Source organism: Kribbella yunnanensis (assembly GCF_039529655.1).
In the GTDB taxonomy this organism is placed as follows: domain Bacteria; phylum Actinomycetota; class Actinomycetes; order Propionibacteriales; family Kribbellaceae; genus Kribbella; species Kribbella yunnanensis.
In genome coordinates, this window is sequence record NZ_BAAANF010000009.1 from 252,570 (window position 1) to 277,156 (window position 24,587).

At 68.1% G+C, this 24,587-nt stretch carries 24 protein-coding genes; 11 read left to right on the forward strand and 13 right to left on the reverse strand.

From position 1 onward, the window contains the following. Positions 1 to 11 precede the first annotated feature (11 nt). Positions 12 to 1,070, forward strand: coding sequence for a glycoside hydrolase family 172 protein (locus tag ABD231_RS14645; RefSeq protein ID WP_344150742.1), 1,059 nt, complete (start codon positions 12 to 14; stop codon positions 1,068 to 1,070). Here ABD231_RS14645 and ABD231_RS14650 read toward each other — a convergent pair. From ABD231_RS14650 to thiO, 5 genes are all read right to left on the reverse strand, one after another. After that, positions 1,067 to 2,251, reverse strand: a complete 1,185-nt coding sequence (locus tag ABD231_RS14650) for a glycoside hydrolase family 15 protein (protein ID WP_344150745.1) — start codon at positions 2,249 to 2,251, stop codon at positions 1,067 to 1,069. The genes ABD231_RS14645 and ABD231_RS14650 overlap by 4 nt on opposite strands. An 8-nt stretch (positions 2,252 to 2,259) precedes the next feature. Beyond that, entirely contained in the window at positions 2,260 to 3,141 is an 882-nt protein-coding gene (locus tag ABD231_RS14655) for a DMT family transporter (protein WP_344150748.1), read from the reverse strand. Positions 3,142 to 3,187: 46 nt separating this feature from the next. Beyond that, positions 3,188 to 5,140 (reverse strand): Stk1 family PASTA domain-containing Ser/Thr kinase, encoded by a 1,953-nt coding sequence (gene pknB, locus ABD231_RS14660; RefSeq protein WP_344150751.1) that lies wholly within the window; start codon positions 5,138 to 5,140, stop codon positions 3,188 to 3,190. Between the two features lie 101 nt (positions 5,141 to 5,241). Further along, positions 5,242 to 6,219 carry a lytic transglycosylase gene (locus ABD231_RS14665; RefSeq protein WP_344150754.1) on the reverse strand — a complete coding sequence of 326 codons (978 nt, stop codon included), beginning with the start codon at positions 6,217 to 6,219 and terminating at the stop codon, positions 5,242 to 5,244. 97 nt (positions 6,220 to 6,316) lie between these two features. Continuing rightward, entirely contained in the window at positions 6,317 to 7,462 is a 1,146-nt protein-coding gene (gene thiO, locus ABD231_RS14670) for a glycine oxidase ThiO (protein ID WP_344150757.1), read from the reverse strand. Between the two features lie 42 nt (positions 7,463 to 7,504). Here thiO and thiE point away from each other — a divergent pair, with 42 nt between their 5' ends. Genes thiE through ABD231_RS14685 form a run of 3 tightly spaced genes read left to right on the forward strand, consistent with a single transcriptional unit; the run spans position 7,505 to position 8,996 of the window. Next, positions 7,505 to 8,152, forward strand: coding sequence for a thiamine phosphate synthase (gene thiE / locus ABD231_RS14675; protein WP_344150760.1), 648 nt, complete (start codon positions 7,505 to 7,507; stop codon positions 8,150 to 8,152). Then, positions 8,149 to 8,565: a guanyl-specific ribonuclease gene (locus tag ABD231_RS14680; protein WP_344150763.1), complete on the forward strand. Its 417-nt coding sequence runs from the start codon at positions 8,149 to 8,151 to the stop codon at positions 8,563 to 8,565. The genes thiE and ABD231_RS14680 overlap by 4 nt, the downstream gene beginning before the upstream one ends. Beyond that, positions 8,562 to 8,996, forward strand: a complete 435-nt coding sequence (locus tag ABD231_RS14685; RefSeq protein ID WP_344150766.1) for a barstar family protein — start codon at positions 8,562 to 8,564, stop codon at positions 8,994 to 8,996. The genes ABD231_RS14680 and ABD231_RS14685 overlap by 4 nt, the downstream gene beginning before the upstream one ends. On the opposite strand, the gene ABD231_RS14690 is transcribed toward ABD231_RS14685, so the two are convergent. Further along, positions 8,982 to 9,806 carry an alpha/beta fold hydrolase gene (locus tag ABD231_RS14690; RefSeq protein ID WP_344150769.1) on the reverse strand — a complete coding sequence of 275 codons (825 nt, stop codon included), beginning with the start codon at positions 9,804 to 9,806 and terminating at the stop codon, positions 8,982 to 8,984. The genes ABD231_RS14685 and ABD231_RS14690 overlap by 15 nt on opposite strands. A 23-nt stretch (positions 9,807 to 9,829) precedes the next feature. After that, the gene (locus ABD231_RS14695) at positions 9,830 to 10,900 is read right to left on the reverse strand and encodes a polyprenyl synthetase family protein (RefSeq protein WP_344150772.1); all 1,071 of its coding nucleotides are present in this window, start codon (positions 10,898 to 10,900) and stop codon (positions 9,830 to 9,832) included. A gap of 57 nt (positions 10,901 to 10,957) precedes the next feature. Here ABD231_RS14695 and metF point away from each other — a divergent pair, with 57 nt between their 5' ends. Continuing rightward, on the forward strand, positions 10,958 to 11,875 hold the full coding sequence (gene metF / locus ABD231_RS14700) for a methylenetetrahydrofolate reductase [NAD(P)H] (protein ID WP_344150775.1): 918 nt from the start codon (positions 10,958 to 10,960) through the stop codon (positions 11,873 to 11,875). 18 nt (positions 11,876 to 11,893) lie between these two features. Further along, positions 11,894 to 12,424, forward strand: coding sequence for a SixA phosphatase family protein (locus tag ABD231_RS14705; protein ID WP_344150778.1), 531 nt, complete (start codon positions 11,894 to 11,896; stop codon positions 12,422 to 12,424). Here ABD231_RS14705 and ABD231_RS14710 read toward each other — a convergent pair. From ABD231_RS14710 to ABD231_RS14725, 4 genes are all read right to left on the reverse strand, one after another. Next, positions 12,421 to 13,863, reverse strand: coding sequence for an alpha/beta hydrolase (locus ABD231_RS14710; protein WP_344150781.1), 1,443 nt, complete (start codon positions 13,861 to 13,863; stop codon positions 12,421 to 12,423). The two genes, ABD231_RS14705 and ABD231_RS14710, sit on opposite strands and share 4 nt — an antisense overlap. A 17-nt stretch (positions 13,864 to 13,880) precedes the next feature. Continuing rightward, the gene (locus tag ABD231_RS14715; protein ID WP_344150783.1) at positions 13,881 to 16,097 is read right to left on the reverse strand and encodes a HelD family protein; all 2,217 of its coding nucleotides are present in this window, start codon (positions 16,095 to 16,097) and stop codon (positions 13,881 to 13,883) included. Positions 16,098 to 16,189: 92 nt separating this feature from the next. After that, complete coding sequence (locus ABD231_RS14720) at positions 16,190 to 17,515, reverse strand: phytoene desaturase family protein (RefSeq protein ID WP_344150786.1); 1,326 nt, start codon at positions 17,513 to 17,515, stop codon at positions 16,190 to 16,192. Next, positions 17,515 to 18,111, reverse strand: a complete 597-nt coding sequence (locus tag ABD231_RS14725) for a DUF4126 domain-containing protein (RefSeq protein ID WP_344150789.1) — start codon at positions 18,109 to 18,111, stop codon at positions 17,515 to 17,517. The genes ABD231_RS14720 and ABD231_RS14725 overlap by 1 nt, the downstream gene beginning before the upstream one ends. Positions 18,112 to 18,269: 158 nt before the next feature. Between ABD231_RS14725 and ABD231_RS14730 the strand changes: the two genes are divergently transcribed. Next, entirely contained in the window at positions 18,270 to 20,192 is a 1,923-nt protein-coding gene (locus tag ABD231_RS14730; protein ID WP_344150791.1) for an N-acetylmuramoyl-L-alanine amidase, read from the forward strand. Position 20,193: 1 nt separating this feature from the next. Here ABD231_RS14730 and ABD231_RS14735 read toward each other — a convergent pair whose 3' ends face one another. Both ABD231_RS14735 and ABD231_RS14740 read right to left on the reverse strand, forming a co-directional pair. Further along, a complete protein-coding gene (locus ABD231_RS14735) occupies positions 20,194 to 20,664 on the reverse strand; it encodes a YbaK/EbsC family protein (RefSeq protein ID WP_344150794.1) in 471 nt (156 codons plus the stop codon). Between the two features lie 10 nt (positions 20,665 to 20,674). Then, a complete protein-coding gene (locus ABD231_RS14740) occupies positions 20,675 to 21,223 on the reverse strand; it encodes a DM13 domain-containing protein (protein ID WP_344150797.1) in 549 nt (182 codons plus the stop codon). A gap of 346 nt (positions 21,224 to 21,569) precedes the next feature. On the opposite strand from ABD231_RS14740, the gene ABD231_RS14745 reads away from it, so the two are divergent. From ABD231_RS14745 to ABD231_RS14760, 4 genes are all read left to right on the forward strand, one after another. Further along, entirely contained in the window at positions 21,570 to 21,974 is a 405-nt protein-coding gene (locus tag ABD231_RS14745) for a DUF6504 family protein (protein ID WP_344150800.1), read from the forward strand. Beyond that, entirely contained in the window at positions 21,971 to 22,444 is a 474-nt protein-coding gene (locus tag ABD231_RS14750; protein WP_344150803.1) for an SAV_6107 family HEPN domain-containing protein, read from the forward strand. The genes ABD231_RS14745 and ABD231_RS14750 overlap by 4 nt, the downstream gene beginning before the upstream one ends. Positions 22,445 to 23,141: 697 nt before the next feature. Next, entirely contained in the window at positions 23,142 to 23,888 is a 747-nt protein-coding gene (locus tag ABD231_RS14755; RefSeq protein ID WP_344150806.1) for a methyltransferase domain-containing protein, read from the forward strand. A 261-nt stretch (positions 23,889 to 24,149) separates the two neighbouring features. Beyond that, entirely contained in the window at positions 24,150 to 24,554 is a 405-nt protein-coding gene (locus ABD231_RS14760) for a DUF3040 domain-containing protein (protein WP_344150809.1), read from the forward strand. Positions 24,555 to 24,587: the final 33 nt, after the last annotated feature.

Below are 24,587 nucleotides of genomic sequence, written 5' to 3' on the forward strand. Positions count from 1 at the left end.
GGGTCGCCCGTATGACTCTTTCCGGAATCAGCGCGCTCGCGGATGTCGAGACGCGTTCCATCAGTGCGGAGAACCCGACCGGTGAGCCGGGGCAGGGCGGCCGGCGTACCGAGGGGACCGGTGCCCACGCGGCCCGCGACCTCGGTCAGGGCTGGAAGGTGTCTCCGTCGATCGAGATCGGGCCGGGGGAGACCGCCACCCTGGCTGACATCACTGGCTCCGGTGCGATCACCCACATCTGGCTGACCACTCATGTGGACCACTGGCGGCGGCTGGTACTGCGGGCGCACTGGGACGGCGATGAGGCCCCGGCGATCGAGACTCCGGTCGGTGACTTCTTCTGCTCTGGTTGGGGCAAGTTCGCTCAAGTGAACTCGCTCCCGGTCGCTGTGAACCCCAATGGCGGCTTCAACTGCTACTGGGAGATGCCGTTCCAGTCCCAGGCGACTCTGACGCTGGAGAACACCCACGACGAGACGGTGGTCGTCTACTTCCAGGTGGACTACTGGCTGGGCGCCGTACCGGACAAGTCGGCGTACCTGCATGCGCAGTGGCGGCGGAGCAACCCGCTGGCGGCTGCGACAGTGCACACGCTGCTCGACGGTGTGGAGGGTCCGGGGCACTACGTGGGCACGTATATCGCGTGGGGCGTCAACAGCAGCGGCTGGTGGGGTGAGGGCGAGGTGAAGTTCTATCTGGACGACGAGGAGTTTCCGACCATCTGCGGTACCGGGACCGAGGACTACTTCGGTGGCGCGTGGAACTTCGACGTACCGCATCTGGGTGGGTACACCGAGTTCAGTACGCCGTACCTCGGGATGCCGCAGGTGATCCGGCCGGACGGGCAGTACGCGAGTCAACAGCGGTTCGGCATGTACCGCTTCCACCTGCCGGATCCGATCCGCTTTCGCTCGAAACTGCGCGTCGACGTACAGGCATTGGGCTGGCGGTCGGGTGGGCGCTACCTGCCGTTGCAGGACGACATTGCGTCGACTGCGTTCTTCTACTCGGCGCAAACCAGCACGCGGCGGCCGGACGCACCGGTGCACGACGTGATGGAGATTTGTTAGGGGATCGGCAGCGGGCTGTCGAGGGCCTGGTCGGCGAGGACTACCAGGGCGGCGGTCCAGCCTAGGGGAGCCTCGCCGGCGGGCTGATAGTCGCGGTTGACCTTCTCCGGCAGGCTTCCGCTCGGTGTGCGGTAGTGATCGAGCCAGCTCAGGATCTCCGCAGCTGTGGTGCGGTCGCCACGAGCTGCCGCGCTGAGAGCGAACATGGCAGTCTGCGGCGTCCAAGAGACACCGTCCGCCCGCCACTCCTCGCCGGGGTCCTGGCCGCCGTTCGGTTGAGTCAGGGCAGCGCGAGCCTTGACGATCGCCTGGGTGACCACCCCGCGCTCCGGAGCGAACGGCGGGCCGAGGACGGTGACGATCGCGTCGGCGCCGCCACCTAGCCGGGTCGGCGGCAGTCCGGGTTCCACAAAGCTCTCCGCGTACGGCGGGGTGCGTGGATAGTCCGGTGCGAATCGGCGCTCGGTTGCCGTGGACAACGTGTTGAGCGCGGCCTGCCAGCGGTCCGCCTCAGCGGTGTGGTCGAGCTCGGTGGCGATCCGGATCGCAGCACGCAGTCCGGTCAGCAGAGGTGCGACAGTGCCCAGTGTGACCTCGGACTCTGGCCGCTCCCAGTAGTCGGGTGACGGACCGGGGAGGCCGTTCGACTTGAGCTCACGGGTGATCTGGTCGGCGGACTCCCGGACCATCTCCCAGTGCCGGTCACCACTTCGGCAGAACCAGGTGGCCCACGGCACCCAGCCGGAGCCGTCGAGCTGTGCCTCGCGACCGTCCGCGACCGGCTGGCCCGTCTCGAGGTACCGGGCCTCCCAGCGTCCCTCGGTCGGCTTGATCCGGTCCAGAAAGTCGAGCACACGCGCGGCTTCGGCGTTCTGGCCGACTGCGCAGCGGGCCGCTGCGACGAAGGACGCGTCCCGTGGCCAGACGTAACGCCAGGGGCCGTCCCAGCCCGCCAGGGTGGCACCACTGGGCAGGGTGAGGGCATCCAGATCGGCGAGGGCTTGTTCTCGGAGATCCAGGGGTTGCTCGCTGCCGGAGCGGTGTGGCACGCCGTCAGCGACCAGACCGGGCTGTGGGTAGAGGTCGAGATTCAGTGCGCCACCGCCGCCGATGACAGCCAGCACAACGGCGATCGCCGCGGTGGGGAACCACCGGACCCGCCGCGCGCTGTTGTCCCGCATCGAACCCCCTATTGGGCGAGGTGCTGCACTTCGGCTTCGAACTTCCGCCGTGGCGCCAGCTCGACGAGGAACATCGCTGCCAGCACCAGTGCGCCACCGGTCAGCATTCGCCAGGTGACACTCTCGGTGCCGAACAACACCGCGAACGACGACGCGAACACCGGCTCCATGGTCATCGCGATCGCAGCCCGGGTGGGTGTCAGATGGGCTTGTGCCCAGGTCTGCACGATCAGTGCGAGCGCACCGGCGATCAGGGCCATGTAGATCACGCTGATCCAGTCCCGTGTGTTGCTGGGGACCGAGAACCCACCAGGGATGGCGCCGACCGCGCAGACGCAGGTGATCACGACCATCTGGAGGGCAGACAGCCCGAAGGCGTTCTGTGGTGTGGACCAAGCGCCCAGACCGATGATGTGCAAGGCATACAGGCCTGCGGACGCCAGAGTGAGCAGCTCACCGGTTCCCAGGCTGAAGCCGCGCAGCGCCAGCACACCGAGGCCGACTGTGGCCAGAACCACAGCTATCCAGGCCCAGCGGCCGATCTTGTGCCGCAGGATGACCGCGGCCAGCAGTGGCGTGAAGACGACGTACATGCCGGTGACGAAACCGGAAACGCTCGCGTCGGTGTGCCGCAGGCCTTCGGTCTGCACCAGCTGGGCGATGCCGTAGGTGATGCCCAGGGCAACGGCCCGGCCGCGGTCCATGCGGTCCAGCCGGGCGATGGCCGTCGGGTAGATCAGCAGTAGCGCGACCGAGGCGATCAGGAATCGCAACGCCAGGTAGTCGGCGACGTCCATCCTGGTGAGCAGGTCCTTGGTGAGGAAGAACGTCGATCCCCACGCCGCCGCCACGGCGAGCAGCGCCACGACGGCAAGGCGCGAGCGATTCACGCGGACAGCTAATCACCCCGCCCTGGTGGCGACCAAAACGCCGTACCTAAAGGACTGTGATGGTGATGGTGCTGCCGGGGCGGACCTTCTGGCCGGCTCCGGGGCTCTGCGCGGCAACGATGTTCAGGCCGATGTTCAGCGCCGCCTTCTCGACCTTCACCTCGAACCCGGCCGCCTTGAGGATCTGCTGGGCCTCGCTGGTCGACTTCCGCTTCACATTCGGTACGTCGACCAGTGGCGGGCCCTTGGAGACGACCAGCTGCACCCTGTCCTTGGCGTGCAGCGTGCCGCCCCGCGGGGTCTGGCTGATCACGGTGCCCTCGGGGACCTTGGCGTCGTACTGCTCGGTGCGGTTGACGATGAACCCGAGCTTGCGCAGTGCCTTGTTCGCCTCGCGATAGGTCTTGCCGGTGAAGTCGGGGACCGCGATCGGCCGCTTGCCCTTGCTCACCACGAAGTTCACCGCAGTGTTCGGCGCGACGACCATGTCGAAACGGGGGTAGAAGGCAATCACTCGCCCGGCCGGCACGGTCTCGTTGTACTGCTCGTTGATCTGGCCCTGCACGAGCTTGATCGCCGCGATCGCCCGGTTGGCGGCGTCCAGGTCCAGACCGGCCAGTTGCGGCACGCGGTACCGCTCCGGGCCCTTGGAGACGGTGAGGTGGATCTCACCGTTCTTGCGGATCCGCTCACCCGGCTTGGGGTCGGTGGACATGACCTGTCCCTTGGGGACGTCCTCGGAGAAGTCCTGGTTGGACAGGGTGGTCCGCAACTCCACCTTCTGCGCTTCGACGGACGCCGACGCCGGAGTCAGCTTCACGAGGTCAGGAGCCGTTGTATAGCGGTGGATGCCGTAGTACCAGGCCGAGGTGCCGATAGCGACGGCCGCCAGCAGGATGAGGATGAGCGCGATCAGGCCGCGGCTCGGCCCCCGCCGTACTGGCTTTCGCGGGACCGGCTGACCGGTCGGACGGCCGTGCTCCACCGGTACGACGATGGTCTCGTGCTTGAGCACGCTCACCGGAGTCACCGGGGTGACCTCGCGGGTGTAGCCGTCGTCGTAGTCGCTGTCCTGCCGGATCTGCTGGATCGGCACGGTCAGGTCGCCAGTGAGCTCAGGATCGTCCGGCAGGCCTTCTTCGAGCGCACTGCGCACGCGTCGGACCTGACGGCTCAGCACGCGCGCATCGGCCGGCCGCAGATCGCGGTCCCGAGCTGTGGCGCGCTGCACGAGCGCATCGACGTACGGCGGGATTTGCGGCTGCACCAGGGACGGAGCAGGCACGTCCGCGTGCACATGCGCGTATGCGACCTGGATCGGGGTGTCACCGCTGTGAGGCTTCTGACCGGTCAGCAGTTCGTAGAGGAGGATGCCGGACGAGTACACGTCCGAGCGGGCGTCCGCACTGCCGTCGGTGACCAGCTCTGGGGCCAGGTAGGAGACCGTGCCCATCAGTAGGCCCTGAGTCGCAGTGTTGCCGGTGGCACTCACCGCACGAGCCAGACCGAAGTCGGCGACCTTTACTGTGCCGCTGTCGGAGAGCAAGACGTTCTCCGGCTTGATGTCGCGGTGGACGATGCCGGCGTCGTGAGCAGCGGACAGCGCGGACAGGATCGGTGCCAGCAGGTCGAGCGCGCGGGCAGGGGAGAGCGGTGCGTGCTCGCGGATCAGGTCACGCAGCGTGCGGCCGGGGATGTACTCCATGGCCAGGAACAGGGTGCCGTTGTCGTCACCCTGGTCGAACACGGCGACCACGTTCGGGTGCGAGAGCTTGGCGGCGGCGCGTGCCTCGGCGACGAAGCGGCGGGCGAACTGGGCGTCGTCACCGAGACCGTCGTGCATGATCTTGAGCGCGACGATCCGGTCCAGCCGCATGTCGAGCGCCTGGTAGACGGTGGCCATACCGCCCTTCGCAACCCGGGCGCCCACGCGGTAGCGGCCGTCGAGCACACGCCCGACGAGGCGGTCGCCTACCTGCGTGTCCACGTCGTCCGTCACTACTGGTGAGCCGCCTCTCAAGCTACCTCTGCTCCACAGAGTGTAGATAAGGCTCCAGGTCGACCGTGCCAGGCGCACCGCTGTCCGGCTTGGTCAAACGGTCACTTGAGGGGGTTCCAGCCCCTCTCGAACTGGCCCTTCAAGCGCAGCACGTTCTTCACATAGAGCTTGGTGTCGGGGTACATCCCGTTACGCCGCACTCCGCCCAGGCCTTGGTAGTAGCCCGCTACGGCGATGTCCAGCTTCGCTGCACCGGTCAGGTGGTCCAGCAGCACCACACCGGCTGTGACGTTGTCCTGGGCCTTCAGCAGGTCCAGGTCGCGGCCGACGATGCTGGAGGAGAACCGTCCCGTGGACGGGATCACCTGCATCACACCGATCGCGTTGGCTGGGGAGACCACGCGCTGCTTCCAGCCGGACTCCTGCCAGCTCACCGCGAGCGCCAGCTCCGGATCGACGCCGTACCGCTTGGCTGTGGCGACGATCAGCGTGCGCATCTGCGCACGGGTCGGGAGGTTGCGCTTCTTCAGGGTGGCCCGGTTGCGGTCGGCCTGGGCGACGATGTGGTCGGCGTAGGTGCGGCCGGCGAAGGTGTTGTTCTTCTTCTTGGTGCTCTTCTTGGGTGCTGTCGCCTTGAGCTTCACCGGCACCCGCAGGGTCTTGCCCGCGAAGATGCGGTCGCTGGCCCGCATCCGGTTGGCCGCCAGCAGGTTGGCCTGCGAGCACCGGAACCGCTTGGCGATCTTGGAGATCGTGTCGCCCGGTTTGACGACGTACGTGCTCATGCGGAGCTGGGAGCGCTTGGCCGGCGTCTTGGCGGCGGTCCGGCGCTTGGGTGCGGCCTTGGGTGCTCCGGGCAGTTTGAGGACCTCGCCGGCGTAGATGGCGTTGCCGTTGCCGGGGAGCTTGTTCAGGGCGACCAGGGTTCGCACGCTGGTCCCGTAGCGGGTGGCGATGTGGCTGAGCGTGTCACCGCTCTTCACCGTGTAGGCGCCGAAGCCTGGCGACCCGGCGGTGATCACCCCGGCGGCCAGCACCGGTACTGCGATTCCGGTCAGTACACGTACGACATTTCGCATGGTCCATCTCCCCGTGTCACGTCACTTGACCGTAAGTGCTGGTACGGATGTGACAACAGGGGCTCATGGGGTGATTGTTACGCCTGTAACTCAATGTTTATATTGTTTGACCGAAACGGCTCCGCAAAAAAGGTTTACCGAGATCCGGGAGCTTGCCGGTGCGGACGGTCTCGGTCAGGATCGCCGCGGTGATCGGGGTCAGCAGCACGCCGTTCCGGTAGTGACCAGTTGCCCAGAGCAACCCATCGAGGCCGGACGGCCCGAGAATCGGTGCGTTGTCGGGGGTGGCGGGCCGGAGTCCGGCGATCGTCTCCACCAGCTCGAGTTCGTCGGTGACCGGCAGCACGGTCCTTGCATCGCGCAACAAAGCGAACACGCCGCCGGCGAGCACTCTGGTGTCGTAGCCGAGCTCGTTGCTCGTGGCACCGACCACCAACTCACCACCGGGCCGCGGGACCAAATAGACCGAGAATCCACGCGCGGTGGCACGGACGGTGTGATTGAGCGCCGGGCGATATGCCTCGGGTACGCGGAGCCGCAGTACTTCGCCTTTGACCGGTCGCACCGGAGCACGCAATTCAGTCGGCACGCCTTTCAGTTGTGCCGACCACGGTCCGGTCGCAGCAATCACCTGGCCAGCGTGTACGGCGCTCCCATCCGCGAGCTGAACGCCGATTGCCGTCGTACCGGAGGTGATGACGTGCTCGACGCCCTGGCGGATCACCGTGACACCGGAGATCTCGACTGCGCGGAGGAGGGCGGTGACTGCTTGCCGGTTGTCGACGGAGTGGTCGCCCGGGACCCAGACGCCGCCGGAGACGCCGTTTGCCAGCAGGGGCTCGCGTTTACGAGCCTCGCGACCGGACAGCACCTCTACAGCCAGACCGAGGTTGCGCTGGTACTCCGCCAGTCGGCGGAGCTCGGCTGCGTCGTCGACGTCGTACGCGACCGACAGTGTGCCGGTCTGGTGCAGTCCGGCGGACAAGCCGGTCGCTTCCTCGAGCCGTGCGGCGAAATCGGGCCAGGCGTCGACACCGGCCAGATTGAGCGCTAGCAGGTCGTCCTCGCCGTACTCGACCTCTGTGACCGGGGCGAGCATGCCGGCGGCGACTATGGAGGTCTGTTCGCCCGGAGTCGGGTCGCAGACCGTCACCTGCAGACCGTCCACCGCCAACTGCCAGGCGGTCGCCAGACCGATCAGCCCGCCGCCAATCACCACCACATCGGACGTGTGCTCAGGCATGCCGTCACCCTACGTCCGGGGCGGCATGGCAGGCTGTGTCGTGTGACTGAGTCCACGGACCGCCTGCAGGACGCACGCCTGTACCTGTGTACCGACGCGCGCGAGAAGCAGGGCGACCTCGAACAGTTCCTGGACGCCGCGCTGGCCGGCGGCGTCGACATCGTGCAGCTCCGTCAGAAGGAGATGGAGGCTGCTGACGAGCTTGCGGCGCTGGAGGTGTTCGCGGACGCCTGTAAGCGGCACGGCAAGCTGCTGGCAGTGAACGACCGGGCCGACATCGCGTTCGCGTCCGGGGCCGACGTACTGCATCTGGGGCAGCGCGATCTGCCGGTGCACGCGGCTCGGGGTGTCATCGGATCGGAGCCGATCATCGGCCGGTCCTGTCACACCTTCAGCCAGGTGAACGCGGCCGTGGCCGAGCACGGGTCGGATTACTTCTGTGTCGGACCGACGTGGGAGACCCCGACCAAGCCTGGTCGCCAGGCCGCTGGGCTGGAGCTCGTTTCGTACGCTGCAAGCCGTCAGCAATCAAAGCCCTGGTTCGCGATCGGCGGTATCGATCTCGAGCGGCTGGACGAGGTTGTCGCGGCAGGTGCGACCCGAGTGGTCGTCGTACGGGCGATCACTGCAGCTGACGACCCAGGTGCGGCAGCTGCGGAGTTCAGCCGCCGACTGCGGGGTGCCGGGTGACGAACCCGAAGACCGTCCGCATTGTCGCGGTCGTGCTGATCGCCATGCTGGTGATCACGCTGGCCGCATCGCTGTTCGGATGTGCGCCCGCGAAGACGTCGACGCCGAGTGTCGATCCGGTCAGTGGCCTGCGCTATGTCGCAGTGGCCGACCTGCCCAAGGAAGCGCAGGACACCCTGAAGCTGATCGACAAGGGCGGCCCGTACCCGTACAACCGCGACGGTGTGGTCTTCGGCAACCGCGAGAAGATCCTGCCCAAGCAGAACAACGGCTACTACCACGAGTACACCGTGAAGACGCCGGGGGAGCGGGACCGTGGCGCCCGCCGGATCGTGACCGGCAAGAGCGACGAGCGCTACTACACCGACGACCACTATGCGTCGTTCCGCCGGATCGCGGAGGACAACGGATGACCGACCTGCGTGCCTTGCTGACCGAGGGCCTGCGCCCCGGCGTCTACCGCTGGCAGTCCAGCCGCAGCACCGACGATGTACGGCGTGAGGTGGCCGCAGCCGGCTGGGACTTCGTTCTGCTGGACACCTCGGACGTCCACGACAAGACAGGCTTCCTCGACCTCTGTGCGACGGCCTTCGACTTCCCCCGCTGGTTCGGCCGCAACTGGGACGCCCTGGCGGACTCCCTGAGCGACCGCTCGACCGGTGAGCCCGAGATCGTCCTGTGGACCGGTGTCGAGCACCTGCTCGAGCACGACCACGAGACCGTCGACGTGGCACTGCAGATCTTCAGCGAAGACAGCGCCAACTCCGGCCAGCTCCGCTTCCTCATCCACTCACAGCCGGACGCGGACACTCCGGGCCTGCTCAGCGCACTACCTGTCCTCTAGCAGCCAGTTGAGCACGTGCTCGGTCTGGCTCGGCAGCACGTGCCCTGCGTTCGGAAGGACGACTGTCGCGTTCGGCAGTCGCCGTGCGGTCTCTTGTGAATCGAGCATCCGGTCGCGCCCACCGACGATCACCATCAGGTCGAGCTTGCTCAGCTGGTCGTCGGTGAAGATCGGTAGCTGCACCCGCCGCGGCTGGAAATGCTTGTGCACCAGCAGTGCGAACTCGCCGGTGTCTCTGCGCCGCTCGGACGGTAGCGGTCCGGCGACCAACCGCATCGTTTGCAGAACGCCCCACCGCCCCCACGGCAGCAGGAAGATCGCCGGCAGGTAGATGAGGGACTTCTGCCGGCCGATGCCCGACGGGCTCAACAGTGCGAGCTTGCGGACCTTGCCCGGTCGCCGGATCGCATAGTCAGTCCCGATCCAGCCACCCAGCGAGCTCCCGACCATCAGAACCGAGCCCTGGATGCCCAGTCCTTCGAGAACGTCGTCCAGCCAGGCCGCGTGGTCGTCGGAATCGAGCTCCGGACGCACCTCGGCGCTCAGACCGGGATCGCCGAGCAGATCGACCGCATGCACGCGATAGTGCACTGACCAGGCTGAGACGTCGTCTATCCAGTCGAGCGACGTACTGGCCGACCCGTGCAGCAGCACGAGCGGCGGTGCGTCGGCGGGGCCGCAGCTGACTACGAACGTGTCGCCTGCACCAGTCGGCACCAGACGCTGCTCGTTCGGCACTGGCCATTCGGCCAGCAACGCACGGTACTGCTCGTGGACAGCGTCACGACCTGCTGCGGACTTGAAGTACATGCCAGCAGACTAGATGCGGAAAGTCAGAGCACCCGGGATGTTGCGGCGATCGCGAGGTCGGTCAGGCCCTTTCGGGCAGTGTCGTCGGCTAGGGGAGCGCGGTCGAGGGCATCGAGCGCGTCCTCGGTGTGCTCGGTGATCAGGTCTTCGCAGGCCTGTACGGCGCGGGAGTCCTGCAGGATCTCGCGGAGTAGCTGGATCTCGTCGTCGTCCAGGTCAGGGCGGCCGAACAGTCGGTCGAACTCGGTCAGCTGCACCTCGGACGCGTGGTCGACCGCGTAGGCGACCAGGACGGTCCGCTTGCCTTCGCGGAGGTCGTCGCCGGCGGGCTTACCGGTCAGGGCCGGGTCGCCGAAGACGCCGAGTAGGTCGTCGCGCAGCTGGAACGCCTCGCCGATCGGGCGTCCGTACGCCGACAGTGCGTCGATGAGGCGTTGGTCGCAGCCGGCGAGTGCGGCGCCGACGTGGAGCGGTCGCTCGACCGTGTACGACGCGGACTTGTAGCGCAGGACGCGTTGCGCCAGATCCATGTTGGACTCGCCACTCGCCTGGGCCACGAGGTCCAGGAACTGTCCTGCAGTCACCTCGACGCGCACTGAGTCGAAGAAACGTGATGCGCGAGCCAGGGCGGCCGCGTCGAAGCCGGACGTGTGCAGGAGCTCGTCTGCCCAGATCAGGCACAGGTCGCCGAGCAGAATGGCCGCACCGACTCCGAAGTTCACCGGATCGCCACCACGGCCGGATGCCTCCGACCTGGCCCGCTGCAGCGCCTCGAAACGCCGGTGCGCCGCCGGGGCACCACGTCGTACGTCGGAGGAGTCCATGACGTCGTCATGGACCAGAGCGCTGACGTGCAGCATCTCCAGACTGGCTGCCGCGGTCAGGATCGGCTGGGCCGAGTCACCGCCGGCAGCACGAAAGCCCCAGTAGCAGAACGCCGGGCGCAGTCGCTTGCCGCCGCTGGTCGCGTCCCGGGCAGCCTGTACCACCTCGGCCAGCTCCGGGCCGATGGCCGTCAGTCGCTGCTGCTGCAGGTCCAGGAAGCCGGTCAGCGCACGCTGGACCTCGGCCGGGATGTCCACTTCGCCATACACGTCTCGGAGCGTAGTCGGTCGCTGCGCCGACGCCGACGGCGCGGGTAACCTTGGCGCATGGCAAACGGACTTCCCTCCACGCTCCCCGGCAGCACTCCGACTGTCCGTGAGCTGCTGGCCAGTGGAAGCCGGTCCTTCTCCTTCGAGTTCTTCCCACCGAAGACTCCGGAGGCCGAGGAGGTGCTGTGGCGCTCGCTGCGCGAGATCGAGCAGCTACGCCCCACCTTCGTCTCGATCACGTACGGCGCCGGCGGGACCACCCGGGACGGCACCATCCGCGTCACCGAGCGGGTCGCGCAGGACACGTCGCTGACGCCGATCGGTCACCTCACCTGCGTCTCGCACTCCCGCGACGAGCTGCGCTCGGTGATCGGTGCGTACGCCGGCTCCGGCGTGCGGAACATGCTGGCACTGCGGGGAGACCCGCCCGGCGGTCCGAACCAGCCGTGGGTCGCACATCCCGAGGGGCTGAACCACGCTGTCGAGTTGGTCGAGCTGATTCGTGAGCTGGGCGACTTCTGCGTCGGTGTGGCCGCGTTCCCGGACAAGCACCCGGAGGCAGCCTCACTGGAGGCAGACGCACAGGTGCTGGCGGCCAAAGCACAGGCCGGTGCGGACTACGCCATCACCCAGATGTTCTTCGGAGCGGATGACTACTTCCGGCTGGTCGACCGGGCGGCTGCACTCGGCTGTGAGATCCCGGTGCTGCCGGGCATCATGCCGGTGACCAACATCAAGCAGATCCAGCGGATGGCCGACCTGACCGGCATGGCGCTGCCCAAGCCCGTCACGGACCGGCTGCTGGCGGTCGAGGAGGATCCGGCCGCGGTGCGGGCAGTCGGTGTGGAGATCGCGACCGAGCTGTGCGAGCAGCTGCTGGCCGGTGGCGCCCCGGGCATCCACTTCATCACGCTGAACCGCTCGACGGCGACCCGGCAGGTCTTCCAGAACCTGCGCAGCCACGTCAGCTCCTAACACCCCTATTCTGGTCGGATGGCTGACCCGTCCGACCTGCTGGTCGATCGCACCCTCGTCCTGCTCCGGCACTCCAAGGCAGTGCCGCCGGAGTCGATGCCGGACCTGGAGCGGCCGCTCGCGGACCGCGGCCGCGCGGACGCCGCCGCGGCCGGACGCTACCTCGTTGCTCAGGGCATCGAATCGGACCTGGTCCTGTGCTCACCGTCGCAGCGCACCCGCGAGACCTGGCAGTACGCCGCCGAGGCCGGTGCGACCGCTGCAGACGTCTGGTACGACCGGCAGATCTACAACGCCGACACGGTCGAGCTCCTGGACGTCATCCGCGAGGCGCCGGCCGAGGCGCGCACAGTGATCATGGTCGGGCACGCGCCGGGCATCCCGTGGCTGGCCGACGAGCTGGCCTTGGACGGCACCAGCCCGGAGCGCGTGCAGCTCACCCAGAAGTACCCGACCTCCGGACTGACCGTCCTGCACCTGACCTGTCGCTGGGCGGACCTGTCCGCTGACGACGCCGACCTGGTGTCGTACGTCGTACCGCGCGGCTAGACGCTGGCCGGACAGTTACCGTCGGCCGGTAGTTGCCCGGTGAGCCAATACTGCGTCGCCTTCGTGTCGATACACGGGTTCGGCCTGCCCAGGTACGACGCGTGGTTGCCGCCGTTCTCCACCAGGAGCCGTGAGCCCGGCAACACGGCGTGCATCCGGCGCGCGCCGATCAGCGGCGTCGGACCGTCGTACCGGGGCTGGATGAGCAGGATCGGCGGGACCTTGCTCGAGCCGATCTTGGTCTGCTGCACCGGACCCACCGGCCAGAAGGCGCACGGGGCGGAGTACCAGGTGTTCAGCCAGGCGATGTACGGCGCCCGGTGGTCCGCGATCCTGGTCTCCCAGTGCCAGGTGCTCCAGCTCCGGGGCCAGCCGGGGTCGGTGCAGTTGTAGGCCAGCATGGCCGGATCCACTGCCTGCAAGGCGAGCTGGTCGGTGACGGACAGCAGTGCGGACGGGTCACCGTGCCGGTACTGGACGATCGCGTCGGCGACATCGGGCCACTGGTCATCCGTGTACAGGCTGCCGGCCAGCAGGTCGTCGACCTCCGAGATCCCGGCTCGACCACCGGCCGGCTTCTTGGCCACATCGCTGCGCAGCTTCTCCCAAGCCGCCTGCACCGTCTTCGCGGCCTTGCCCAGGTGGTAGGTCTTGTCCCGCGCAGCGATCCAGGCGAACAGCGCCTGCACACGGGCCTGCAACGCGGTGTCCTGCTCATAGCCCGACCGGTACGTCGAGACCAGCGGGTCGACCACGCTGTTGAGGATCATCCGGCCGGTGTGCTGCGGGAACATCGTCGCGTACGTCGCGCCGAGCTTGGTGCCGTACGAATAGCCCAGGTAGTCGATCTTGTCGCGCCCCAGGGCGATGCGGATCCGGTCCATGTCCCGGGCTGTGTTGTCGGTGGTGATGTACGGCAGCAGGTCCTTTGCCTTGCGACCGCATTGGTCCGCGACCTGCTTCGCCTGTTGGATGCGCTGCTGCTCTTGCTTCGCATTCGCCGGCTTGTAGGGGAGTGCCGGGTGCTTGACCAGCTTGCTGAAGTCCCCGCAGTCCACCGGCGTGCTCTTGCCAACTCCGCGCGGGTCGAAGCTGAACACGGCGTACTGGTCGTTGACCTTCTCCGGTAGCCCGCCGCTGACCTGATGCTCGACGCCGATCCCGGAGGCACCCGGTCCGCCCGGGTTGACCAGCATGTAGTGCTTGGCGCTCAGACTGCCGACGGCAGACACCATCAACGTGATCTGCCGGCCATTCGGCTTCGCGTAGTCCAGTGGGACCTTCAGCGTCGCGCAATACGTGCCCCGGGGTGCTCCGGCGTCAGGTGGGCACTCGCTCCACTTGAGCTTGGTCGGGGCGGCAACAGCGGGCGCAGTGAGCTGCGCGGCCAGCGATACGACGACAACGCCGATCGCGGCCGCGCGCAGAACCTTCGTCAAGACGCACTTCTCCCGGGTCAGGAGGCGCGGGCGGGCAGCCAATGGGTGGTGCTGTTCACAGTAATCATGCGCTGGGTGGCGCGGGTCAGGACGACATACAGCGCCCTGACACCGCCCAGCGTGTCGCTGACGATCCGGTCCGGCTCGACCACGACGACAGCGTCGTACTCGAGGCCCTTGGACTCCAGCGGGGTGAGTGCGACCACGCGCGGGTTCCCGAGCTCGGCCAGTACCCGCTCCACGGCCGGACGCTGCGCCGGCGTGACGATGACTCCGACCGTGCCCTCGACGAGCTGCAGCAGCTCGGCAGCTGCGTCACCAGCGGCCTCCGCGATCTTGCCGGCGTCGAAGGTCCGGTGCTCCGGGTCGATCCCGGTCTGGCGGACCGCGTTCGGCAGGTCGGCGTCCGGCAGGGTCTGCCGGATCACCTCACCGGCGAACGCGTAGATCTCGGCCGAGTTGCGGTAGTTGGTGGACAGCCGGAAGCTGTGCCGCTGCAGGTGCGACAGCATCGAGTCCATCGCCGCGCGTGCCTCGTCCGGGTCCGGCCAGGAGCTCTGCGCCGGGTCGCCGACGATCGTCCAGCTGGCCTGCGGACCGCGCCGGGTGACCATCCGCCACTGCATGGGGGAGAGGTCCTGCGCCTCGTCCACCAGGACGTGCGCGTAGTCCTCCGGCTCCTCGGCCTCCCTGGCCGCCGCGGCGCGAGCTCGGCGCTCGGAGGTGGTCAGCACCTCGTTCACACCGTCCGACAGACCTTCCATCCAGTCGAACTCTTCGTCCCGGGACTCCTGGATCGGTGGGCGGCCGAGGTACGTGCCGAGCTCGTCCAGCAACGCCACGTCGGCGACGGTGAACTCGTCCGTACCGCGGATGGCCGCGGCCAGCGTCTCGATCTCGACCGGTGTCAGCTCGTTGCGAGCCCAGCGCTGCAACCGGCGTGGGTCACCGAGCCAGCGCAGTACGGCCTCTGGGGTCAGCACAGGCCACCACTGGCTGAAGAACGTCCGGAACGCCGGGGTGTCGGTGACGCGGTCACCGAACGCCTCGCGGTCGCCGTACACCCCAGTGCGAAGGTCCTCCGGGAATCGCTGCCACAGTGCGGCCACCAGACCCTTGCGGGCCTCGGATGCGGCACGGTTGCGCGGTGTGCGACGCAGAGCGTTCCGGCGGACGTTGTCCAGCTGGTTGGTGTCCACCTCGACAGTGGCGCCACCGATGAAGACCCGCAGCGTAGTGGGTGCATTCGGCACCCGGTCCCGCGCAGCACGCGACAGTACGCCGCGCATCCGCAGCGAGCCCTTGATTGCGGCGGCAGCGGCGTCGTCGACCGCAGTGGCCTTCACACCGTCGACCAGCTCGCCCACTGCGCGCAGCGACACGGTGTTCTCACCGAGGCTCGGCAGAACGCGCTCGATGTAGGCCATGAACGCTGCTGACGGGCCGACCACCAGAACGCCGCCACGCTCGAAGCGGCGGCGGTCGCTGTAGAGCAGGAACGCTGCGCGATGCAGGGCGACCACCGTCTTACCGGTGCCCGGCCCACCGCCGATCACGGTGACTCCGCGGGCAGGTGCCCGGATGGCTTTGTCCTGCTCGGCCTGGATGGTGGCGACGATGTCGCGCATCGTGTGCCCACGGGCTCGCGACAGCGATGCCATCAGTGCGCCCTCGCCCATCACCGGCAGATCCTCCGGTGCGCGCTCCGGCGCGAGCAGGTCGTCCTCGATCCCGATGATGCGCGGACCCTTGTTCCGCAGCACGCGGCGGCGGACGACCTTCAGCCGATCGGTTCCGGTCGCCCGGTAGAACGGCTCGGCCGCCGGTGCGCGCCAGTCGATGACCAGTGGCTCGTACTCGGCGTCGCGGACCCCGATCCGGCCGACGTACAGGCTCTCGAGCTCACTGGCCGCCGTAGCGACCGGCTGGTCGTCGCCCTGGTCGGAGTCGAGCCGGCCGAACACCAGGCCCTCGTGCTCCGCGTCCAGCTCCGCGATCCGGCGGGCGGCCGCGAACACCAGCACGTCCCGCTCGTACAGGCCGGTCTGCTCCTCCTCACGGACCCGGCCGACGTTCTGGGCCTGGGCCCGCGCGTGACCGTCCACCGCGATCCGGGATGCCGATCGAGCCGCCACGTCGACCCGGTCGTACACCAGGTCAACGTGCTGTTGCTCAGCCGCCAGCTCAGCCCGCTCGACGTTGTCGTCATCGGCCGGCAGGGGGGTTTGATCCACCGAGATCCTCTCTACTGCCGGGCACCACCCCGACACGAAACACAGGAACGTCCAATCTTAGTGCGCTCCTGTTGGTCAACCCCAGACGGGTCTCAGGCCTTCCCGATGGCGTCGGCGACGATGGCAGCACCCAGAGTGGTGGCGGGTACGCCGGATCCGGGGTGGGCGCCGGCGCCGACGCAGTACAGGCCTTTGACGGGGGAGACGTTGGCGGCCCGGCGGCGGGCGGTGCGGTAGCCCTCCCAGGCCACTCCGGCCCACCAGGACGGGGACACCTGGCGGGAGACCACCTTGTCCCGGATGTGCAGGCCGCGGGCGACCAGCAGGTCCAGTACGTCGTCAGTGGGGTAGCCGTGGACCAGGACCGACCACGCCTGGTGTCCAGCGGGCGCCTGACCGCCCGTGCGCACCACGACGGTCGGCGTACCGTGCAAGACGGTTTCGAACGGCAGCGCCGGTAGGGGCTCCTGCAGACCGAGGTGTACGACGTACGCGGCCTGGGCCTGGTGTGTCGCCAGGGCGCGCTTGCGCACCTTCTTGGCTGCGGAGTCGTTGACCAACCGCCCGTAGAGCTCGCGGGGGTCGATATCGCTGACCACGATGTCCGCGGCCAGCTCTTCACCGTCAGCCAGCCGCACACCGGTCACAGCCCCGCTCTGGGTGGCGACTGCGACCACTTCGGCGTTGGTCCGGACGGTGATCTTGCGTTCGCTGGCTCGCTGCACCAGTGCGTCCGCGATAGCGCCGAATCCGCCCGGGATCGTCCACCTGCCGAATGTGCGCTCCAGGTACGACCACACGCCGACATAGCCCGGGGTGAGCGTCGCATCCGAATCGCCCTGGGCGGCGAAGTGCCGCAGTACGGCGCGGGCGCGTTCATCGGAGAGGCTGCGCTGGGCGACCTTCTCCAGCGACTGCCAGGGCTTGAGCGCGCGCACTGTGCTGAGCGGCAGCCGGTGGTTGAACGGCAGCTCGCCTTCGAGAGGTGGTTCGAGCGACGTAGTGCGCAGGAGCTGCCAAGTGTCGGCGTAGCTGTCGACCAGCTCTGTCCACTGCCGGGCCAGCTGTGCACCGGCCAAGTCAGTCCACGCCTCGTGCTGAGTGCCACGGTCGTTCAGCGGCAGGTCGAGTACAGAGCCGTCAGCGAACATGTGCCGACGTGAGTCGACCACAGGCTCGAGCTGAACGAGACTCTCGATCGGGCGGCCACTCTTGCGGAACAAGTCCCGCAGAGCGGCCGGGAGCGTCGTACTGGCGGCTCCGGCGTCCCACTGGAAGCCGTCGGCCTCGATGCGGCCGAGGACTCCGCCCAGGCGCTCGTCCCGCTCGCAGATGGTGACGCTATGGCCCAGTTTGGCCAGCCGCACCGCACTGGCGAGACCGGCAAGGCCGGCCCCGATGACAATCACTCCGGCCATCAGACAGCACTGCTCCCGGTGGCCGGATCACCGCGTTTGTCCCGCCAGGCCTTGAACCGCACCCAGCCACGCCGGATGAACCGGAAGGCGACGTACACACCGATCAACCCGAGCAGCAGCAGGACGGCGGCGATGATGAGGGCGATCTCCGGGTGGAACGCGGCCAGTGACATCACACCGGCAACGGCGACGTCCTCACCGGACGAGGCGGCGATGTTGGTAACGGGCTCGGGGGAGGTGTTGATGGCCAGCCGCAGACTGGACTTCACCGCGTGCGAGAGCAGTGCGGTCAAGCCGCCGGTCGCCACGATCGCGGCCTGCTGCAGGGTGCTGGCCTCCCCGGACATCAGCGCCGCGATGATCGCGCCGACGGTCGGCCGGATCACGGTCGAGATCGCGTCCCAGGCCGAGTCGATGTACGGGATCTTGTCCGCGACGAACTCGAAGGCGAACAGCACCGCTGCGGCGATCAGTACGCCGTTGCTGGTCAGCGCGGTGGGCACGTCGTCGGCCCCGGCGAACCGGCCGAGCAGACCGAGAATCAGCACACAGGCGTAGGCGTTGACCCCACTGGCCCAGCCCGCTGTGAACGCCAACGGTAATGCTTCCACCGGCCTACCTTTTCGTCAGAATCGAACCTCAGAAGGGCGAGTCTTGGTAAACCGTTGACAGCGCGGGTCGCCTCGACTAACAGTGATCAGACTGCCAGCCTGTGTGACCGGCAGCCCCCGCCCTCGGGTCAGGAGAAACCAACATGCTGCGTCGTTCGAAGATTCTCGCCGCACTCGCGGCGGTAGCGTTGCCGATCACGGTGACCGGCGTGTCGTCCGGTGGTCCGCCGGCTGCAGCCGCGCCACCGGATACGAGCAGTACGGCGGCGTCGGCGTTCGGCGCGGCCGCTGCGAAGTACGGCGTACCGGAGTCGGTGCTGCTCGCCGTCTCGTACGCGGAGAGCCGCTGGGACGACCACCAGGGCGCATCGAGCTCGTCGGGCGGCTATGGCCCGATGCACCTGACGGCTGTCGACCCGAGCAGGTCCGTGGACCTGTCCGGTAAGCAGAAGGTCGGCAAGGCGGAGTCGCTGCGCACGCTGTACAAGGCGTCCCAGCTGACTGGGCTGGACCCGGTTGCGCTGCGCACGGACACGGTTGCCAACATCTCCGGTGGTGCGGCCCTGCTGGCGTCGTACCAGCGTTCGCTAGGCCTGCCGGTGGGCGCGGACACGTCCGCAGCCCAGTGGTACGGCGCAGTGGCGTCGTACGCCGAGGCTTCGGATCGCGCTGGTGCGACCGGCTTCGCCGACGACGTCTACTCGATCATGGCGCGCGGTGCGGCCCGTACGACGAACACGGGTCAGCAGATCGCGATGCCGGCGGTCAATGTGGTCCCGGACAAGTCGCAGGCGAGCAAGCTGGCACTGCCGGCCGGTGTGAAGCAGGCGAACTCCGATGTCGAGTGCCCGGCCTCACTGGGGTGCGAGTGGCTGCCCGCGCCGTACGAGAAGACCGGTGCCGGTGTCGGCGACTACGGCAACCATGACCTCGCGAACCGGCCGAAGACCGGCAAGATCGACTACATCATCATTCACGACACCGAGGGTGGCTGGCAGGGCACCCTGAACATGGTGCAGGACCCGAACTACGTGAGCTGGCAGTACACGATGCGCTCGTCCGACGGGCACACCTGGCAGCACGTGAAGGCGAAAGACGTCGCCTGGCACGCGGGCAACTGGTACGTGAACATGCACAGCATCGGTATCGAGCACGAGGGTTTCGCCGCTCAGGGCGCCACCTGGTACACCGAGGCGCTCTACCGCAACTCGGCCAAGCTGGTGAAGTACCTGGCCGCCAAGAACCACATCCCGCTCGACCGCGCCCACATCGTCGGCCACGACCAGGTGCCCGGCACACTGCCCACCACTGTCGGCGGCATGCACTGGGACCCGGGCCCGTACTGGGACTGGGAGCACTACTTCGACCTGCTCGGTGCACCGATCTACGGGCACTCGATCTTCCCGGCCAAGGCCGGCTCGATCGTCACAATCAAGCCGGGCTTCTCGGGTAACGCGCAGGTCGTCACCGGCTGCGCCGGTGCGGGCGTGCCGTGCCCGACGCAGGGCACGAACTTCGTCTACCTGCGCCAGGCGCCGGACGACAACGCCCCGCTGGTCACCGACCTCGGTCTGCACAAGGACGGCGCACCCGGCACCACTGCGACCTGGGACCACAGTGCACGGGTCGCCGCAGGCGCGCAGTACGTCGTCGCTGAGCGCCAGGGCGATTGGTTGGCCGTCTGGTACCTGGGTGCGAAGGGCTGGTTCAAGAGCCCGAAGTCCGCACCGGACGCGTTTGCCAAGCCGGGTGTCGTGGTGACGCCGAAGGCCGGCAAGACATCGGTGCCGGTGTACGGGCGTGCCTATCCGGAACAGTCGGCGTACCCGGCTGGTATTCCGTACCAGGCCGTCACGCCGCTGCAGTACTCAATCGGTGAGGGTCAGTCCTACCCGCTGAGTGACGCGTCCATCGAGACCGACTACTACCGTGCGGTGACGTTCGACGCGGACCCGCCGGCCGACCACGTGCAGGTGCTCGGTAAGGACCGGTACTACCAGATCTGGTTCGGGCACCGGATGTTCTACGTCCGCGCCGCCGACGTGGACATCAAGCCCGCGTTCTGAGTCAGTTGACGGTGATCTGGGTGGCCCCGGTGAGCTCCAGCAGTTCGGTGTAGCTCGTCGGGAACACCGAGTGCGGAATACCGGCCGCCGCCCAGATCACGTCGTACTGCTGCAGTGCCGTGTCGACGTAGGTCGGCACGGGGCCGGGGTGGCCGACCGGAGCGACTCCGCCGATCGACTGGCCGGTGTGCTCCTTGACGAATTCCGGTGTGGCGCGCCGCAGCTTGCTGACGCCGAGCTCGGCCGCCACCTTCGCGGTGTCGACCCGGTGCGCGCCCGAGGTCAGGATCAGGACCGGTGCGCCGTCACCGTCGAAGATCAGGCTGTTCGCGATCGCACCGACCTCGCAGCCGAGCTCGGCAGCCGCAGCAGCTGCGGTCGGGACCGCCTCGTCCAGAATCTTGATCTCACCGGTCGCACCGGCTGCCTGGAGTGCGTCGGCGACGCGTTGCACGTTGGGATGGTTACTCACCCCACGAAGCCTATGTGAGCGTCGCTGCCCCAAAGGACACATTAAAACGGTCGCACCAGATCGCCACGCTGCGGAAGTCGGCCAGGTCGACGCTCGCCGGGATGGGGTAGTTCTGGTTGCCGTGGTTGCCTTTCAGGCGGCCCAGCGTCTGATATCGGCCGTCGTCGAACACATGCCAGCCGGCCCGTCCGGGCAGGACCTCCGCATCACTCAGCCACACTCTGAGGTCCGGACCGTCCGACGTATCGAGGTTCTCCAGCCGGAGGACGCGGGAGCCGTCGGGAAGCTGCAGTACGGCGACGCTGCCCGAGGTGTCGTGTTCGTGCGAGATCAGGCTGCCTTTGGCCAGGACCTTCGTGGTGGCTGAAGGAGTCGCCGAAACTGTCGGTGGCGTGGTCGACGATGGCTTTATGGAGATCGGAGCAGTGCTCGAGGAGGCGGTCGGCAGCGCCTCGTCGACGACCTTGTCGGTGACCAGCCGCCACGGCTGGAAGAGCGGCAGCGCGATCGCTGCCGCCACGACGGCCGCCGCTGCTCCGGCCAGTGCTATCCGCTTCATCGCCGATCCCTTCTGTGCGGTGGCTCCAGTCTGTGGCCCGGATCGGTCGCACGGCGACGCGCCGGGATTACGGCCCGTTGACGATTGCCGCCGGGCGACGCTACGCTTCCAGTGTTCGAACAGATGTTCGATTACCTCCGGCCCGGCCTCGTCGGGAGACCGGCCGGAGGTGACCCGGGCAGCTGGACGGCCCCGGTGCGGAGTTGCGGCCGCATCGGGATCCGGTGCTCCCGGTGGGCCGGGTGCCGTGGTGGACCTCGACCCCCACCCCGGCCCCGCCCATCGGGACTCCGACCCCGCCGTCGGGCACGAGCAGCCGCGGTTCACACACGGGAGGCGATGGAGCATGTGGGAGTTCGACGAGGCCGTCGAGGTGCGTTCGAGTGTCGTGGACGGCCTCGAGTCTCCTGAGCAGTTCCTCTGGCGCGGCCGGTTGTGGGTGGTCTGCTCCGTGCAGGCGCACTGGACCGAGACCGCGGCCTGGTGGGAGCGCGGCGTGATCGGTGCGCCCGGGTCCCCGGAGCCGGGGATGGCGACGGTGGGCGCGGTGGCGGCCGGACTGTTCGAATCGGGCTCGGGAATGGTGACGAGCCCAGCAGCCGTTGGTGTCTTGGACGCGGACTGGGGTCCGCGACGCGCGGTGTACCGAGTGGAGGCGGGCTGCGGCCGGCACGGACGGCGGGAGCTGTTCGACCTGGCCCACGACCCCGACTCGGGCCGCTGGCAACTGGAAAGGGTGACCGACCGATGACCGTTTCTCCGGTATCTCCGATCGCCGCCGGCGCCGCCGGCCGCGAACTGTCCCGCGCCCGCGCCGCCCTGGCCGAGGCGATCGACACGAGCGACCACCTCATCCGCTACTCGAGCGCACACATCGCCGCCCTCCGGGTCGCGGCCGCGGTCCTCGCCGTCCGCGCCCGCCCGGTCCGCACCGGCACTCGCCGCCGCGTCCAGCGCAACGCCTGGGTCCTCCTCGCCGAGGTGGCCCCCGAGTTCGCCGAGTGGGCCACCTTCTTCGCCGCCGGCGCCTCCCAACGCGCCGCCGCCGAAGCGGGCCTCGAGCGCTCCGTCACCACCCGCGAGGCAGACGACCTCATCCGAGCCGTAGAAACCTTCTACACCCAAGTAGAAGCAAGCCTCCGCCTCTCCACCACCCCCGCCCTCACCGCCACCACCGACCCGGCCTCAGTCCTAGCCCAACCCTGGATGCAAGCCAGCTGACCCACCACCCCCACCGGCCCACCACCCCACACCCGGGGCAGGTGGGCCGACCCATGACGCGCTCCCGCCGCCAATGTGGGGGTTTACGTCGCCTGGTGACGGTGCGCTCGGATGCGGCCGGTCTCGTACGGCGGTGGTTGCCGGCCGCTGCGGCCGGTTTATAGAGGGGGTGTGGTTGGGCTGGGTGGGTGGCTGGGCCGGGTGGCGAGGTGGGCGACCAGAGGTGCGGGTTGCTTGGGGCTGACGGGCTTGGGTTGCGGCCGAGGGGTGGGGTGGGCTGTCGGGTGATCCGTCGTGGTGGCTTTTGCCGGTTCACGGATGGTTGCTGCCACGGGGGCGGAGCGGGGTGTGGGTGGGGGTTTGCGGATGGTTGCTGCCGCTGGGTGGCAGTAGGCATCCGTGAACCAAGCAGAAACCACCGCGATGGGTCACTTAACCGACTGGCTCGTCCCTCGGCAGCAACCGAAGCCCGTCAGCCGTAGGCGAGGTGCACCTCTGGTCGCCTGCCTCGCCATCCGGCCCAGCCATAGACCGGCGCCCGCCACACCTCCACTGTAAATCGGCCGCAGCGGCGAGCAACCACCGCCGGACGAAACCGGCCGCAGGCCAGCGAAACCCCAGCCGCCAGCTAGGCAGTGCGCCGGGGAAGTAGGGTGTGGCGCGTCGGGGGTTGGTGTGGTGGAAGGGGTTTTGGGTGATGGTGGATCGGCGGCGGCGGGCCGTGCGGACGGCGCTGGTGGGCGAGGCTCTGCGGGTTGCGTTGGCGGGGCGGGCTCGGGTCGATCCGGGGTCGGGGCTGGACATCGTGGACCTGGGTGGTGGGACCGGTGGGTTCGCGGTGCCGTTGGCGGTGGAGGGGCATCGGGTGACGGTGGTCGACCCGAGTCCGGATGCGTTGGCGTCGCTGGAGCGGCGGGCTCGTGATGAAGGTGTGAGCGAGCTGGTGCGTGGGGTGCAGGGTGATGCGGCGGAGCTTCCTGGGGTGGCGGGGGAGTCGAGTGCTGATGCCGTGTTGTGCCATGGCGTGCTCGAGTACGTCGATGATCCCGTGCAGGCGTTGCAGGCGATGGCGTCGGTGTTGCGGGAGGGCGGCGTACTGAGTCTGCTTGTTGCCCAGCGCAACGCGGTGGTGCTGGCGCGGGCGCTGGCCGGGCATCTGGCCGAGGCGCGGGTCGCGTTGCAGGATGCGGACGGGCGGTGGGGTGCGAATGACCCGATGCCGCGGCGGTTCGACGAGGCGGCGATCGGTGCGCAGCTCGCGGATGCCGGTTTCATGGTGCATACCGTGCACGGGGTGCGGACGTTCGCGGATCTGGTTCCGTCGGCGTTCGTCGACTCCGAGCCGGGCGCGGCCGAGTCGCTGGCCGAGTTGGAGCGGACTGCCAGCCAGCATCCAGCCTTCCGGGCGCTCGCCACGCAGCTCCACATTCTCGCCACTCGCTGACGCCGGTACGGCGCTCTGCCGGGCAAATGTTGCGGAGTGTGGTTGGTCACGCGGTTTCCGTTCCGGGAGCGGTTCCGGACCGGAACTGGGGCCGGAAGGGCAGCCGACACGCCCGTGGAGTGGCGCGATCGAGGGCAGTGTGACGAGGGGAGTTGCGGGACCGTGACGCGCGGGACAGGCGGTCAGGGTTTCGTGTGACGCTGGTGCGGCCTAGACTGAAGGTGGCCTATCGAGATCGCGCTCACCATGGAGGGATCGACGGTGCCCCTCTCGGAAGAAGAGCAGCGCCAGTTCGAGCAGCTCGAACGCGCCCTGGCAGCGGAAGACCCGAAGTTTGTCTCCGCCATGCGAGGGACCAATGTGCGCGCTTACTACAAGCGCCGGGCGGTGCTCGCCGGCGTCGGATTCGTGCTGGGCATCGCGGTGCTGATGACCGGTGCAATCATCCCCAACACGATCATCGGCGTCATCGGCTTCGTGATGATGGTCGCCTGCCTCTATGTGGCCGCGCTGAGTATGAAGCGGATCAGCAACGCCGGGGATGACGACGACATCCCGCCTCCGCCGCCGCAGTCGAAGCGGCACCGGACCAAACACGACTCCTCCGGCAGCTTCATGGAGCGGATGGAAGATCGCTGGCGCCGCCGCCGCGACGAAGATCTCTGAGTCACCCAAGCAGTCGTTTCACCGACAACACCC